Here is a 13,116-nt window from a genome sequence, read left to right as displayed (position 1 = left end):
ATGGCTAGTATTTTGGTGGTCGACGATGAGATGGGCATCCGTGAGCTCTTAAATGAGATTTTGACGGATGAGGGCCATACTATTTATGCGGCGGAAAGTGCAGCACAAGCGCGAAAAATTCGTGAGCAGATGCGCCCCGATTTGGTCTTGCTTGATATCTGGATGCCGGAGACCGATGGCATTACGCTATTAAAGGAGTGGTCAAAGACCGGTCAGTTGACGATGCCAGTAGTCATGATGTCGGGACACGCCACTATCGATACCGCGGTTGAGGCAACTCGCATTGGTGCCCTTAACTTTCTCGAAAAGCCAATTGCTTTGCAAAAGCTATTAAAGACCGTTAGTAAGGCTCTCGAAAGCTCGCCAAAATTTGTTGAGCCTGAAGAGGGAAAGATTTCGCAAGGTACACCCGCAAGTACTTCTGTTCCAAAGACGGCAGTGGTGGAGTCGGCGCTATTGCCGCCAGAGGGTGAATATATCAGTGGAATTGCTAAAACCTATTTTGACCTCCCCCTCAGAGAGGCTAGGGATTTATTTGAAAAGGCTTACTTTGAGCATCAGATGCTCATCATGGGCGGTAGCATGACAAAAATATCTGAGTACACCGGCCTAGAGCGCACCCATCTCTATCGCAAGCTCAAAGCCCTTGGGATTGATACCTCGCGCAACAAAAGCGAGAGTTAGCCTTTAACACTCATATTGGCAGCTAGCCCTGAGTTTGGATCACCTGCTCTTGGCTTTCCGATGGATAATGGCGGCCACACCATTTTGGAATTATCCCCATGGAAATTAAGGTCAACTTTCTCGATAAGCTGCGTCTTGAAGCGAAGTTTGATGACTTCACAGTCATTGCCGACCAATCTATTCGCTATAAGGGTGATGGTTCTGCCCCAGGCCCTTTTGATTACTTCTTAGCTTCTTCCGCTTTATGTGCGGCGTATTTTGTGAAGCTGTATTGCAATACGCGCAATATCTCTACGGAAAATATCCGACTCTCACAAAATAATATTGTTGATCCGGATAATCGCTACCAACAGATTCTCAAGATCCAAGTTGAGTTGCCTGAGGATATTTCTGCTATAGATCGCCAGGGTATATTGCGATCGATTGAGCGTTGTACAGTTAAAAAAGTAGTTCAAGCTGGGCCGCAGTTTGTCATTGAGGAGGTGGAAAATCTTGATGCGGATGCACAGACTTTATTGTCGTTGAAGCCAGATCCTAAGAGCAGCACCTATATTGCTGGCAAGGATCTGCCGCTGGAGCAAACCATCGCCAATATGTCTGGCATCTTGGCCAATTTAGGAATCAAGATTGAAATCGCCTCATGGCGCAACATTATTCCTAATGTGTGGTCTTTGCATATTCGTGATGCGCATTCACCAATGTGCTTTACCAATGGCAAAGGTGCGACCAAAGAAAGCGCACTTGCTTCAGCCCTGGGTGAGTATATCGAGCGCTTGAGCAATAACCATTTTTATGCCGGCGTATTTTGGGGTGAAGACCTGGCTAAGGCAAGCTTTGTCCACTACCCAAATGAGCGCTGGTTTCAGTCCGGACCCAAGGATGCGCTACCCGCTGAAATTCTGGATGCTTACTCCCTACAAATTTATAACCCTGATGGTGAGCTAAGAGCGTCACATCTTGTTGACACTAACTCGGGGAATGTAGAGCGAGGGATTTGCTCATTGCCATATGAGCGGCAGTCTGATGGAGAAATTATCTATTTCCCATCTAATCTGATTGAAAATCTCTATGGCAGCAACGGCATGAGTGCTGGCAATACCCTTGCTGAAGCACAGGTGCAATGTTTGTCGGAGATTTTTGAGCGCGCTGTTAAAAGAGAAATTCTGGAAGGTGAAATTGCCCTGCCAGATGTACCTCAAGAAGTGCTAGAAAAGTATCCCGATATTCTGGCGGGTATTCGTGCTCTAGAAGAGCAGGGTTTCCCAGTGCTAGTTAAGGATGCTTCCTTGGGGGGCGTGTACCCAGTGATGTGCGTCACCTTGATGAACCCCCGAACCGGTGGCGTGTTTGCCTCATTCGGAGCGCATCCAAGTTTAGAGGTGGCGCTTGAACGCAGTTTGACAGAACTGCTGCAAGGCCGTAGTTTGGAAGGTCTAAATGATTTGTCTCCACCCACTTTTGCAAGTGAGGCGGTGACCGAGCCCAATAATTTTGTTGAACACTTTATTGATTCAAGTGGCATTGTGTCGTGGCGTTTTTTTAGCAGTAAGTCAGACTATGATTTTGTTGAGTGGGACTTTTCTGGCCAAGGCACAAACTCGAATGTGGATGAGGCAGCCACCTTGTATGGCATTCTTGAGTCTCTTGGCAAAGAAGCATACGTGGCGGTATACGATCAGCTAGGTGCAATTGCCTGTCGTATCTTGGTACCGGGCTATTCCGAAGTGTATCCAATAGAAGATTTGATCTGGGATAACACCAATAAAGCCCTCTTATTTCGTGCTGATATTTTGAATTTACATCGTCTGGACAATAAAGCCCTCGCTGCATTGCTTGAGCGCTTAGAAAATAACGAGCTTGATGAGTACGGTGATATTGCTTCGTTGATCGGTATTGAATTTGACGAAAATACAGTTTGGGGTCAGCTAACAGTGCTGGAGTTGAAGTTGCTTATTCATCTTGCTTTAAAGCAATTTGAGGAGGCTCACGAATTGGTGGGCGCCTTCTTGCAATACAACGACAACACCGTTGAACGCAGATTGTTTTATCAAGCCTTGGATGTAGTGCTAGAGACGCTACTCAATGAGGACTTGGCTATCGGGGATTACGAAGCCAACTTCCGTCGAATGTTTGGTGATTCCAGAATGGATGCGGTCATCGGATCTGTGGAGGGCACTATCCGTTTTTATGGTTTGACGCCAACTAGCATGAAGTTGGAAGGTCTAGAGCGACATCACCGATTGATCGATAGCTATAGAAAATTGCATGCTGCTCGGGCCAAAGTGCCACCTTCTCAAGGGTCCAATCATCAGGTCGATTGTAGGGAGCTATGAATTGCTCTTACAAAGTCTGATTGAGTGAGAATTCCAACCAAAGTTTGGTTTTGATCGATAACGGGCAGGTGATGGTGGCCGTGACCTTCGAAGATATCGACTAAATCTAATGCATTGCGATTGGAGCTTATGACTCTTACAGGCTTTCGCATCACTTGACCTACTGCATTGGGGTAGGCGTCCATTAATTTAGCCGAGGATCGAGTGAGGCCTTGTCGCATAAAACCTTTAATTCTTTGGCCAAATGTCTGATCAAAGTCTACTGCAGCATATTGTAGAAAATCTTCTAGAGTAATGACGCCAATCACCCTAGAATTTTTATCTACTACTGGCAACGCTTTTATGTGATTTTTTCTTAGCAAAATCCAGGCCTTCTCAAGAGGGGTTGCCATTTGAACCGTAATTGCAGGGGCGCTCATAATCTTTGAGCAGGTGATCGACTTTAATTTCTGCTCGTATGCGCGCAGCTCTACTTGCTTGATGATATTGGTGAGATCATCTGTATTGATATCAAAAAATTCTTTGTATTGGGCTAATACCGAGTTGAGTTCAGAGGAGTCATCTTGGCTGGTATTTTTAGGTTTTGCTTGGGGGCTAGGAGCTTGCGGTATGTGTGGATAGGATTTGCCTGTTGCCCTATTGTAAATAATGCCCGCTAATACCAGTAGTACCGAGTCTATTAATACCGGGAACAGTGCAAAGCGATAACTAATAATATGACCAAGAACTGCGCTTAAGGCTGTAGCAGCTGCTGGCGCATGAAGGCAGTTAAAGAAAAGCATGGCAAATATAGACACTCCAATAGCAACCGGCACACCAATTCTTGGGTCTTGAATAAAAATGGCACACGAAATTCCTACTAATGCTGAAATGATGTTTCCGCCAATAACTGCTTTAGGTTGGGCCATTGGGCTTGAGGGCAATACGAATATTAAAAGAGCGCTTGCACCTAGGGATGCCATGGCCCATTCGTTTATCTGAACGAAGTCCCCAATAAATTTCGCTAGAAATGCAACCAGACCGCCCCCTAAGAGCCCCCCAATTGCGGACCTCCAATGCTCAGACCAAGGCACGGGAGTGCTATTTAATATATTTAAGGGTTCAAAAAACTTCTTCAAATTCATGACATTCCTTGAATAATTAATAGTGACCTCGGTAAGCAAGGTTATCGCGCCTCAATTGTATTGGATCGCTCAATCTGATTTGCCTGGTCACGATAGATAGAGGATCGCATATTATCTGCTCCCCATTTGTTGGGAAGCACGACAATTAAGCATCAAGGGAATTACGATGGTGTAGTGTGACCTAGATCATTTTTGCAAAGCAGTAATGTAACTACAATGAAGATTGATAAATGATGGTTACCAAATAAATGAAGCAAGAAGTATTTATAGAGAAGTTAACAAAAGAGGGGTTTCCCGAGCCGGTTTTAGTGGAGCGTGAATTAGGTGGTTTTTTGGATTTACATTCACACCCATACGAAGTTCAAGCCCTGATAATTGAGGGTCAAATTGACATCATCATCGGCGGCATAAAAAGCACTTTCTTAGCGGGCGATGTATTTCATTTGTTACCCAATCAAATCCATACTGAAAACTATGGAGCCAAAGGTGTCAAATACCTTGCCAGTAGAAAATCTCTTTTGAACCAAGAAGAACTGAGCGTCTAGTAATTAGACTCCTATCAAAAGAGGATTTCTACATCTCCACCAACTATCGTGCAGTAGGGTTTGCCATCCCGGCGAATCAAGGATTTAAGGCATTTTTTCGAGAGTAAGGACAGTTTTCCACTTTTCCCAAGCTGACGAACACTTTCATTTATAATTCCAAGTCTTGGCCTGGTAGCTCAGTCGGTAGAGCAGAGGATTGAAAAAAATATTTTTCGATGTTTGACAGTTGTAAACATTAGTCAAAAGCTTCTCTTCACAGCGCCGTTCAATTCGCAGAAAAATCTGCGGCACTCAATAAAAAAATCACACACATAATTTTGTTCGCAGAGTATTGCGTGGGATTTTTGCGACGATAAAAAACTAATCGTCGTCCAAGTTGGCATTTGAAAACATACTTAAGTGTATGTCCTCACTACAACAATTATTTACAACACAGTTTGACGCAAATACTATTAAACAAGTAAGGCTGATGGACGGCAAAGCCTTGCTGTATAAGCGTCCGCAGTCGGTGCAGTGGCAAGTGCGATTTAAGTTAGCGAACAACAAGTGGCACAGCACTACAACAAATACAGACGACATAGAGCAAGCAAAGATAAATGCGATTGCAATTATTGAAACTGTAAAAATAAAAACAGATGCTGGCTTGGCAATCACTACGAAAACATTTAAGCAGATTGCGTTAGATGAAATTGCAAATATGAGTAGAGCATTGGATAACAACATTGGTCGTCGTTGTTATAGAGATTACATTTTTGCAATTAACAAATATCTCATTCCTTTTTTTGGCGCCTACGAAGTAGAAAAAATTACGACAGAGATGCTTGCAGATTTTGATGCGTGGCGAATTACTGAAATGAATAAAGTGCCGATGGCAAGCACGAAACGCAATCACGCAAGTGCATACATTCGTGTTGTGAATTTAGCGAGAGAGCGTGGCTATGTTGCACACAATCGTGCTGTGCCGATGTTGGACAGCAAAGGCAAGCGTAGTCAGCCTCGCCCAGCTTTTAGTAAAGAAGAAATTATTGAGTTGATAAGTTATACAGAGACTTGGGTAAAGAGTAGCTATACAGAACGCACAAGACTAATGCGAACGCTGTGTGTTGCTTACATAGAATTTTTGGTAAACACTGGAGTGCGACACGGCACAGAAGCACTACGCTTGCGATGGAAGCACTTGCAATGGCATTGGATTGGTAATAAAAAATATTTGCGTGTTTGGGTAAGCGGCAAGACTGGTCCACGCTATCTGATTGCTAAGCACGAAGTGATAAAGGTATTTGAGCGTCTAATGCGTTGGCATAAGTTGGACTACACAAACTTAAATGGACTAATTGAAGCTAAGTTAGACAAAGCCATCTTTTGTTTGCCTGACAACACACAGATAAGCAATATGGAAAATATATTTAGAAACTTAATGGTGCGAAGCAGTATGCGTAAGGATAGTGGTGGCTTAAACCGAACGCTGTATAGCTTGCGACACACTTATGCTACTTTTGCGTTAGCAAGCGGCATTGATATACATACGCTTGCACGGCAAATGGGAACTAGTGTGAATATGATTGAGAGGCATTACAGCAAGATGACGGCAACAATGGCAGCAGATAGGTTGGCATAAACAGGGGCAAGGGTGTCGTGTTTGACACGACAGGCTGATATTGGACAGACTGCAGACACTCAAAATAGGGTGATTTTATGAGTTTGGTGGGCAGAGAACGGCCAATAGCAGCCTTAACGGCATAAGATTAATTAAGAACTTCTTTGGTTTACTCTTTTAGATAATTCCTCAGCACTCTCTTTGCGCTCACTGTAGCGATCGGTTAAATGGCCCGAAACTGATCTGGTTAATAGAGTGAACTTAACTAACTCTTCCATCACATCAACTACACGATCGTAATTGGCGGATGGCTTCATTCGATTATTGTCGGCAAACTCTAAAAATGCTTTAGGTACGGATGATTGATTGGGAATGGTGATCATCCGCATCCATCTACCTAAAATTCGCATTTGATTAACCGCATTAAAAGATTGTGATCCGCCGCTTACTTGTAATAAAGCCAGCGTCTTGCCTTGTGAGGGTCTTACAGCGCCAACGCTAAGTGGGATCCAATCAATCTGCGATTTCATTAATCCTGTCATAGCTCCGTGTCGCTCAGGACTGCTCCAAACCATTCCTTCTGCCCATTGAACCAACTCTCTTAGTTCCACTACTTTGGGATGTGTTTCAGGGGCATCGTCTACTTGCGGCAATCCCTTGGGATTAAAGAATCGTGTTTCACAACCCATTGCCTCTAAGATTCGCTCAGCTTCTTCGGCTAGGAGGCGACTAAATGACCGCTCCCTGAGTGAGCCGTATAAAAGCAAGATTCTCGGTGGATGACTTTGGGAAGATTTAACAGTTAATTCATCAAGGGTGGGCTTGTGAAAGAGTGCTTTATCGATATTAGAAAGGTCAGGCATGGATGATTATTGGTTACAGAGTGCTATTACAGGTAGGCGACTATGAAGAATACGCTTTCATAAAACTGTCATATATTTCCATATAATTCGAAATATGAACAATGATAACGCTATCTCTGCTTTTCTCGCTTTAGGGCAGGAAACCCGACTAAATGTGTTTCGCCTCATTGTCCAGCGTGGCGATCTTGGGTTAACCCCAAGTCAAATTATTGAAAAACTCGGTATCCCCAATGCCACCCTCAGCTTTCACCTAAAAGATTTAGTAGATGCCGAGCTTTTATTGGTAGAGCGTCAAAGTCGTAATCTCATCTATAGACCTAATGCCGAGCAAGTTCAAAAGCTAAGTGAATTTTTATTAGATAACTGCTGTGGCGGTAAATCCTGTACTCCCGTTAAACCTTTGAAGAAAGCCAAAGTCAAATGAAGCAATACAACATCCTGTTTCTCTGTACCCATAACTCCGCCCGCTCTGTATTAGGTGAAGCATTAGCATCAACCCATCCCAGTGGATTATTTGTTGGTTATTCAGCAGGATCTAGTCCTGGCACCTCTGTTAATCCATTTGCGGCAGAGTTGACTAAAGAAATGGGTTACGACCAAAGCAAGTTGAGAAGCAAAAGCTGGGACGAATACGGTTTGCCCGATGCTCCTAAGATGGATTTCATCATTACTGTTTGTGATCAAGCCGCTGGTGAGCAATGTCCATTCTGGCCTGGCAATCCAGCAACAGCACACTGGGGATTTCCTGACCCATCCCAAGTCCAAGGCACCGATGAAGATAAGCGCAAAGCATTTAAAGATGTGATGATTGGACTCAAAAAGCGTATTAATCTTTTAGCTGATATGCCATTAGACAAGTTAGATTCAATGAGCCTAAAAGATATCCATACAAAAGCATGAGAAGTTATGTCTGTGAGTTTGTGGGCACAGCATTGCTTTTGGCAATAGTAGCGGGCTCTGGTTTTATGGGCGAGACATTGGGTTCTGGTAATGCCGCAGTAGCTTTACTTGGAAATAGCATTGCTACTGGGGCAGGACTCTACGCTTTAATTGTTTTGCTAGGACCCATCTCGGGAGCTCACTTTAATCCAGTAGTCACTTTGATGTTTTGGAAGCTAGGGCATCTCGATTTGAAAAAGATGTTGGGCTATTGGGTTTGTCAGTTCACAGGCGCTATTGCTGGAATATGGCTCACACATTTAATGTTCAGCCTGCCAATTATTCAAGAATCTACCAAAGTCAGAACAGGATTGGGTATTTGGGTGAGTGAGCTTGTATCAACACTCGTATTGCTCTCGGTAATTCACATCGGAGATAAAGAGGCTAAAGATAAGGTTCCAATGTTGGTTGCTTTGACAGTTACAGCGGGCTACTGGTTTACTTCATCTACCTTCTTTAGCAATCCAGCAGTAGCAGTGGCAAGGAGCTTAACCAATACCTTTGTGGGAATTGCTCCTAGTGATGTATTAGGATTTGTTGTAGCTGAAGTTTTAGCGGCACTACTGATTGTCGGAATTCTTGCCTTAGTTGAGCCAAAAGATAGCAAGAGCTATACAAGAGGGCTTTGATAGTCTTCTTTGGGTCGAAAGTTGCCAGCGGTAAATATGTAATACAAACGACTGCTTTGAAGTAATAAGCAGTCGTTAAGTAAGGTGTCGTGTTAAACACGACATCACAACCCCCTCAAAAACCGTCTATATGCAAACTAATTGCGGCGCCAAATAGCTGTGCATCAGGGAACCCCCTGGTTTAAGCGTGTAGAGCTGATTTGAGGTGTTTGCTTAAATTCGTCGTCTTTATCCCACGATTTGTATAAATATATTTAGCGCCACCAAAGATTATTGCTATTTTCTTTGGTGGCGCTAAATGCTAAGTCATTGATTCTTGGAAAGATTATTTTTGACGCAAACTGGTCGTCCTTTTGAGCAAAAGAATACAAACTGCATACACAGTTTTATTTATCTAAAGGACAAAAATGGCTCAAGCAAAAACACTCACCACAAATGAATTAGAACAAGTCTTACGCTACATCAGCAGCACAACTTATGCACAGCGCAATCGCGCAATGTTGCTCATGGGATACTGGGCAGGACTTCGCGTTAAAGAAATTGCCCAATTAAAAATGGGAGATGTATTAAATGAAGATGGCACGATTAAAAGTGAAATTCGTTTAAGTGCACAGCAAACTAAAGGGAATGACGGCAGAACGGTGTTCTTGCCAGCAAAACTAAAAGAAGAATTGGCTGTGTATCTCAAAACCCGACATATCACCATGCCTGACATTCCCTTGTTCCATACATCTAAGCGTTTGGGCTGGACACCCAATACCCTATGCCAGCACTTCTTTTGGCTTTATAAGCGAGCAGGTATCGCTGGCGCTAGTAGCCACAGTGGTCGTAGGCAATTTATTACGACCTTGGCAAACAAGGGCATCTCTGTGCGCATCTTGGCTAGCCTAGCGGGACACAAGAGTATCGCTGTGACGCAAAAATACATTGATGTGAATGACGATATGAAAAGAGCGGCCGTTGAGTTGATATAACTAATTGTTAATAGTGTCGTGATCAACACGACACTACTTATTACCATACCAGCTATAAACAATCTTCTTGGCATCCTCTATCTTTGTCCCACTTAGTGTCGAAGTTAAATCCAGTTCCCACCAAAGTTTTTCTAGCTCTTTATGGGATTCTCTTTGCCCCTTGCTAAATCTTTCGATTGGGGAAATTTTTGTAAAGCGAGGAAACTGACCTATCTCCACATTGCCAATCAACATATTGGCGCGATTTAAGTAACGGCTTACTGTAGCTCGCATGATGTTTAGCCGCTTGTGATGAATGAATGGATCTTCGGCTGGGCTCTCGTTGGCTGGACTTAATCGTAAAACTTTGCCAATCCGAAATAAATCACCTTTAGTCGAATACTTATCCACTGCGTCACCCAATGCAACAGTCTTAGCAATCAACTCTCTATGCAAGCACCAGACTTCGTGCATTTTTTGCAAAGTAGGCAAGCGATACAAGACAGGGTTAATTGGAAATTCTGACTTACTTGTTTCCAATTTATTGGTGGGGCGTTCACTGATATGTTTTTTCAGTATGCGATTGATCTGTCGATTGATAGATGCCTGACTCATGGACAGTGGAATCTCTAGCAATAGCTTGCCATCCCGCTCTTCGGATAAATTACTAAGGTCATCGGCAACCTCCATTACTTTGGGCAATTCAACCTGCTCTCTAAACAGGTATGAGCCTTTCTTTTCATACCAAGTATCAAAATCCACGCTGTGAATATCCCCAAATTTTCTATATAGCCAACGCATGCCTTCATCCGTTGTCCGTGGATTCATGGGGTTGGAGGAGGTTTGGCAAATCAGCCAATAGTCTTTGCTAAGCCGCAAATACTCCCACCACCAACGCCTAACGCTAGTGCGGGCATAACTGAGCTCCTCCTCAATGGTGCGGGAGCGTAATCGCCCAATCCCCTTTTGAATGCCTCTGATATACCGCATAAGCCTTTACCTATATAGGATTAACAGTATATATCAACTATGACCAATTAAATAGTTAATGCGGATAGTAGGGGTTGTGGGCAGCGAAACAAACCAAAAGCAGTCCGCATATTTACTAACCCGTCATTAAAAGGAGAAACCTTATGACAACAGCAACTTTGGCAGTAAACGCAGTAAATCCTTCAATTAACTTGGCAGCCCTGAATGTGCCTGCAACGGTTGTCGTGTTTGACACGACACCCGCTGCTCAGCCTAGCGCATTTGAGCAATTGAAGTCTTTGGAGTCAGCCCGTATTAGCTGGGAAACAGTTGAACTTGCTCAGTCTAATAATCGCTTATACGGCATTTTGAAGCAGGCTTACAGCTTTTATCTGGTGATGAAGCAAGACGCTGACAAAGAAGTGCGTAAAGCTAAGCTAGAGGCGATGGAGGCATTTATCGCTGACAAGGGCTATACCAATAGCTTTGGCGCCACAACACACGATATGACTCGTGTTGTTAAGTGTGTATTTGGTGTTGATCGTCGTCGTGTTTCAGCATATTCAATTGCTTTGCGTGAAGCATTGCGACAAGAGGTTGGAGCTGATGACTTGGTTGCATTTTTGCAAGAAAACGGTGGTGTTGAGCAAATTCGTATGGGTGGCACTAAGCCTTTGTCAGCCACTAAGCGAGCTGAGCTTGTTAAAGCCGAAGTAAGCGAAGCTGTGATCAGTAAGGTGAAGTTTGACGCTGAAACAGTTAAGGCAAATGCAGACTGGGTGGACAAGCAAGTGGTGTTTGTGGCCACTTACTTGCCTACAGGCGAATTTGAAGTAAACGCTGTAGTTCGTCACGATGGTGCTGTGAATACTGCGTTGGCAGCGTATTACACACTGGCACAAGCTAAAAAGCGTGAACAACTTAATGCGCTGAAAAAAGCAGAAGAAGAAGCCGCAAAAGTGCAAAAGTCAGAAGCGAAAGCAGAAGACAAGGCAGCCAAGCAAATTGCTAAGACTGCACAAGAAATTGCAGAAAAAGCACAAGCAGTGAAAGCGACAGAAGCATTTAACAATGTTTTTGTGACAGAAACACAGGCTACAGAGCAACTGCAAGCTGAGTTTGCTTAATTAACCATTGGGGCTATGTATTTACATAGCCCCTTTTTTACACTTAATAGGAGGGACTATGTCCTTATTTGCACCCAGTTGTTTAGACGACTTTTTGATTAACAATTCAACAGAGCGAGAAGTATTGGAGCTCATTCTCAGTCGCCAATTGCCATTTCCATTTAATGGCAAAAGTGGCATTTTGCTGCATGGCACTTATGGCACTGGTAAAAGCACTTTAGGATTTTTATTGCCTAGCCTGCTTGAAACAGCGTATGCAGGTAACTATCCACAAACAAGCCCTATTGGGCAAATGCAGGTAGTTGAAGATGCTATCCCTGAGATATTTCGTTGTGGAGGGGGTTTAAGTAGCACGGCGATTGTTAAGCAGATCACCATGTGCAATAGCCGAAATCCTTTTCACCACTATGGTCAAACTGACTACTTCTTGTTTGATGAGGTGGATAAGCTCACTGTATCTGCACAGCAGTCACTTAAATCAGTCATGGACTTGAAGCGTTGTCAGTTCATCTTTACAACCAATTATCTTGACCGTATTGACGATGGCATTATCAATCGTAGCTTTTTGATTGAAATGAACCAGTCGGCAGATGCTAATGCCTATGTTTCAATAGGACAAAGCATACTGCAGAAGATGTCTCTTGTTTCCACCGCATTGCCTGTAGCGGCTATTACAGCGATTGCACATAAAGCAAAAGGCTCTTTGAGAACTTTTGCTAGTGATGTGATGATTGCAGGCGTGAAGTTGGGTGGAAGATTGCCCCAGTAAGCTGTTGTATTTCCCATCACCACTGTCGTGCCAAACACGACAGTGGTTTTTTCTCAATCACCAGCTGGCTAGTTCACTATTAGTTGCTAGGAGTTCAGCAACATTCTTTCCAGCAATAGCTCTACAAGGTTTAGCCGTGAGTTTCCAGCTATCCTCCACTTTTGCCTCACCATCTAATACACATAGTATTAATTCATTAGATTTCATATTTAAAGTGCCAAAGCCATAGACGGATGTTTTAGTCTTTGTTGCCAAGTCATAACGCACTATCCAGCTAACCAGCGTGTCCTTATCTACTTCGTTACGAACTTGATTGACTATCTCTAGTTGATTTTCTTTGGCCAGAAATTCCCAATGCTCATAAGTATAAAAATCCAAGACATATTTGACTTTAGGATTCTTAATGTCTGCGGTGGCATTAAATAGAGCTTGATGGCGAACACCTTTAGCGTAGGTTGTGCCGTATTTGGCATTTTGAAACAAACGAACTGCGATTTCTTTCTGCATATTGATTTCTCCTTATTGGTTGCAGTGAGTGGCGCAGTTAGTTGCGTAGAAGTTGCAGATCTCAAAAGAGAGGTTGC

Annotated in this window: 14 protein-coding genes; 10 read left to right on the top strand and 4 right to left on the bottom strand. The window is 43.5% G+C overall.

Translation table 11 applies throughout. From position 1 onward, the window contains the following. Both BOQ04_RS09480 and BOQ04_RS09475 read left to right on the top strand, forming a co-directional pair. Positions 1 to 684: a response regulator gene (locus BOQ04_RS09480; RefSeq protein WP_076024489.1), complete on the top strand. Its 684-nt coding sequence runs from the start codon at positions 1 to 3 to the stop codon at positions 682 to 684. Between the two features lie 98 nt (positions 685 to 782). Beyond that, positions 783 to 3,017, top strand: a complete 2,235-nt coding sequence (locus BOQ04_RS09475; protein WP_076024488.1) for an OsmC domain/YcaO domain-containing protein — start codon at positions 783 to 785, stop codon at positions 3,015 to 3,017. Here the strand turns inward: BOQ04_RS09475 and BOQ04_RS09470 are convergent. Continuing rightward, positions 2,993 to 4,141 (bottom strand): HPP family protein, encoded by a 1,149-nt coding sequence (locus BOQ04_RS09470; protein ID WP_076024487.1) that lies wholly within the window; start codon positions 4,139 to 4,141, stop codon positions 2,993 to 2,995. The genes BOQ04_RS09475 and BOQ04_RS09470 overlap by 25 nt on opposite strands. 248 nt (positions 4,142 to 4,389) lie before the next feature. Here BOQ04_RS09470 and BOQ04_RS09465 point away from each other — a divergent pair, with 248 nt between their 5' ends. After that, complete coding sequence (locus BOQ04_RS09465) at positions 4,390 to 4,686, top strand: hypothetical protein (RefSeq protein ID WP_076024486.1); 297 nt, start codon at positions 4,390 to 4,392, stop codon at positions 4,684 to 4,686. Positions 4,687 to 5,089: 403 nt separating this feature from the next. Then, positions 5,090 to 6,304, top strand: coding sequence for a tyrosine-type recombinase/integrase (locus tag BOQ04_RS09460; RefSeq protein WP_083657584.1), 1,215 nt, complete (start codon positions 5,090 to 5,092; stop codon positions 6,302 to 6,304). Between the two features lie 131 nt (positions 6,305 to 6,435). On the opposite strand, the gene arsH is transcribed toward BOQ04_RS09460, so the two are convergent. Further along, positions 6,436 to 7,146 (bottom strand): arsenical resistance protein ArsH, encoded by a 711-nt coding sequence (gene arsH / locus BOQ04_RS09455; protein WP_076024485.1) that lies wholly within the window; start codon positions 7,144 to 7,146, stop codon positions 6,436 to 6,438. Positions 7,147 to 7,240: 94 nt separating this feature from the next. Here arsH and BOQ04_RS09450 point away from each other — a divergent pair, with 94 nt between their 5' ends. From BOQ04_RS09450 to BOQ04_RS09435, 4 genes are all read left to right on the top strand, one after another. Continuing rightward, positions 7,241 to 7,570, top strand: coding sequence for an ArsR/SmtB family transcription factor (locus BOQ04_RS09450; RefSeq protein ID WP_076024484.1), 330 nt, complete (start codon positions 7,241 to 7,243; stop codon positions 7,568 to 7,570). Beyond that, positions 7,567 to 8,046 carry an arsenate reductase ArsC gene (locus tag BOQ04_RS09445; RefSeq protein ID WP_076024483.1) on the top strand — a complete coding sequence of 160 codons (480 nt, stop codon included), beginning with the start codon at positions 7,567 to 7,569 and terminating at the stop codon, positions 8,044 to 8,046. The genes BOQ04_RS09450 and BOQ04_RS09445 overlap by 4 nt, the downstream gene beginning before the upstream one ends. Next, positions 8,043 to 8,714 (top strand): aquaporin, encoded by a 672-nt coding sequence (locus BOQ04_RS09440; protein ID WP_076024482.1) that lies wholly within the window; start codon positions 8,043 to 8,045, stop codon positions 8,712 to 8,714. The genes BOQ04_RS09445 and BOQ04_RS09440 overlap by 4 nt, the downstream gene beginning before the upstream one ends. A 407-nt stretch (positions 8,715 to 9,121) precedes the next feature. Continuing rightward, a complete protein-coding gene (locus BOQ04_RS09435) occupies positions 9,122 to 9,688 on the top strand; it encodes a tyrosine-type recombinase/integrase (RefSeq protein WP_076024481.1) in 567 nt (188 codons plus the stop codon). Between the two features lie 33 nt (positions 9,689 to 9,721). Here BOQ04_RS09435 and BOQ04_RS09430 read toward each other — a convergent pair whose 3' ends face one another. After that, the gene (locus BOQ04_RS09430) at positions 9,722 to 10,657 is read right to left on the bottom strand and encodes a hypothetical protein (RefSeq protein ID WP_076024480.1); all 936 of its coding nucleotides are present in this window, start codon (positions 10,655 to 10,657) and stop codon (positions 9,722 to 9,724) included. Between the two features lie 143 nt (positions 10,658 to 10,800). Here BOQ04_RS09430 and BOQ04_RS09425 point away from each other — a divergent pair, with 143 nt between their 5' ends. Further along, entirely contained in the window at positions 10,801 to 11,763 is a 963-nt protein-coding gene (locus tag BOQ04_RS09425; protein ID WP_076024479.1) for a hypothetical protein, read from the top strand. A gap of 58 nt (positions 11,764 to 11,821) precedes the next feature. Beyond that, entirely contained in the window at positions 11,822 to 12,532 is a 711-nt protein-coding gene (locus tag BOQ04_RS09420; RefSeq protein ID WP_076024478.1) for an AAA family ATPase, read from the top strand. Between the two features lie 57 nt (positions 12,533 to 12,589). Here the strand turns inward: BOQ04_RS09420 and BOQ04_RS09415 are convergent, their stop codons facing one another. Next, on the bottom strand, positions 12,590 to 13,039 hold the full coding sequence (locus BOQ04_RS09415; RefSeq protein WP_076024477.1) for a hypothetical protein: 450 nt from the start codon (positions 13,037 to 13,039) through the stop codon (positions 12,590 to 12,592). Between the last annotated feature and the right edge of the window lie 77 nt (positions 13,040 to 13,116).

This window comes from Polynucleobacter sphagniphilus, from assembly GCF_001953355.1.
GTDB classification, from domain to species: domain Bacteria; phylum Pseudomonadota; class Gammaproteobacteria; order Burkholderiales; family Burkholderiaceae; genus Polynucleobacter; species Polynucleobacter sphagniphilus.
Note: the sequence above shows the minus strand (reverse complement) of the source record. Positions and strands in the feature narration are given on the sequence as shown.

What these genes read in the sequence shown, in the direction of transcription:
- BOQ04_RS09415 (WP_076024477.1), bottom strand. Translation starts at nt 13,039, where the DNA reads ATGCAGAAAGAAATCGCAGTTCGTTTGTTTCAAAATGCCAAATACGGC.
- BOQ04_RS09465 (WP_076024486.1), top strand. Translation starts at nt 4,390, where the DNA reads ATGAAGCAAGAAGTATTTATAGAGAAGTTAACAAAAGAGGGGTTTCCC.
- BOQ04_RS09480 (WP_076024489.1), top strand. Translation starts at nt 1, where the DNA reads ATGGCTAGTATTTTGGTGGTCGACGATGAGATGGGCATCCGTGAGCTC.
- BOQ04_RS09440 (WP_076024482.1), top strand. Translation starts at nt 8,043, where the DNA reads ATGAGAAGTTATGTCTGTGAGTTTGTGGGCACAGCATTGCTTTTGGCA.
- BOQ04_RS09435 (WP_076024481.1), top strand. Translation starts at nt 9,122, where the DNA reads ATGGCTCAAGCAAAAACACTCACCACAAATGAATTAGAACAAGTCTTA.
- BOQ04_RS09430 (WP_076024480.1), bottom strand. Translation starts at nt 10,657, where the DNA reads ATGCGGTATATCAGAGGCATTCAAAAGGGGATTGGGCGATTACGCTCC.
- BOQ04_RS09420 (WP_076024478.1), top strand. Translation starts at nt 11,822, where the DNA reads ATGTCCTTATTTGCACCCAGTTGTTTAGACGACTTTTTGATTAACAAT.
- BOQ04_RS09425 (WP_076024479.1), top strand. Translation starts at nt 10,801, where the DNA reads ATGACAACAGCAACTTTGGCAGTAAACGCAGTAAATCCTTCAATTAAC.
- BOQ04_RS09450 (WP_076024484.1), top strand. Translation starts at nt 7,241, where the DNA reads ATGAACAATGATAACGCTATCTCTGCTTTTCTCGCTTTAGGGCAGGAA.
- BOQ04_RS09470 (WP_076024487.1), bottom strand. Translation starts at nt 4,141, where the DNA reads ATGAATTTGAAGAAGTTTTTTGAACCCTTAAATATATTAAATAGCACT.
- BOQ04_RS09460 (WP_083657584.1), top strand. Translation starts at nt 5,090, where the DNA reads ATGTCCTCACTACAACAATTATTTACAACACAGTTTGACGCAAATACT.
- arsH (WP_076024485.1), bottom strand. Translation starts at nt 7,146, where the DNA reads ATGCCTGACCTTTCTAATATCGATAAAGCACTCTTTCACAAGCCCACC.
- BOQ04_RS09475 (WP_076024488.1), top strand. Translation starts at nt 783, where the DNA reads ATGGAAATTAAGGTCAACTTTCTCGATAAGCTGCGTCTTGAAGCGAAG.
- BOQ04_RS09445 (WP_076024483.1), top strand. Translation starts at nt 7,567, where the DNA reads ATGAAGCAATACAACATCCTGTTTCTCTGTACCCATAACTCCGCCCGC.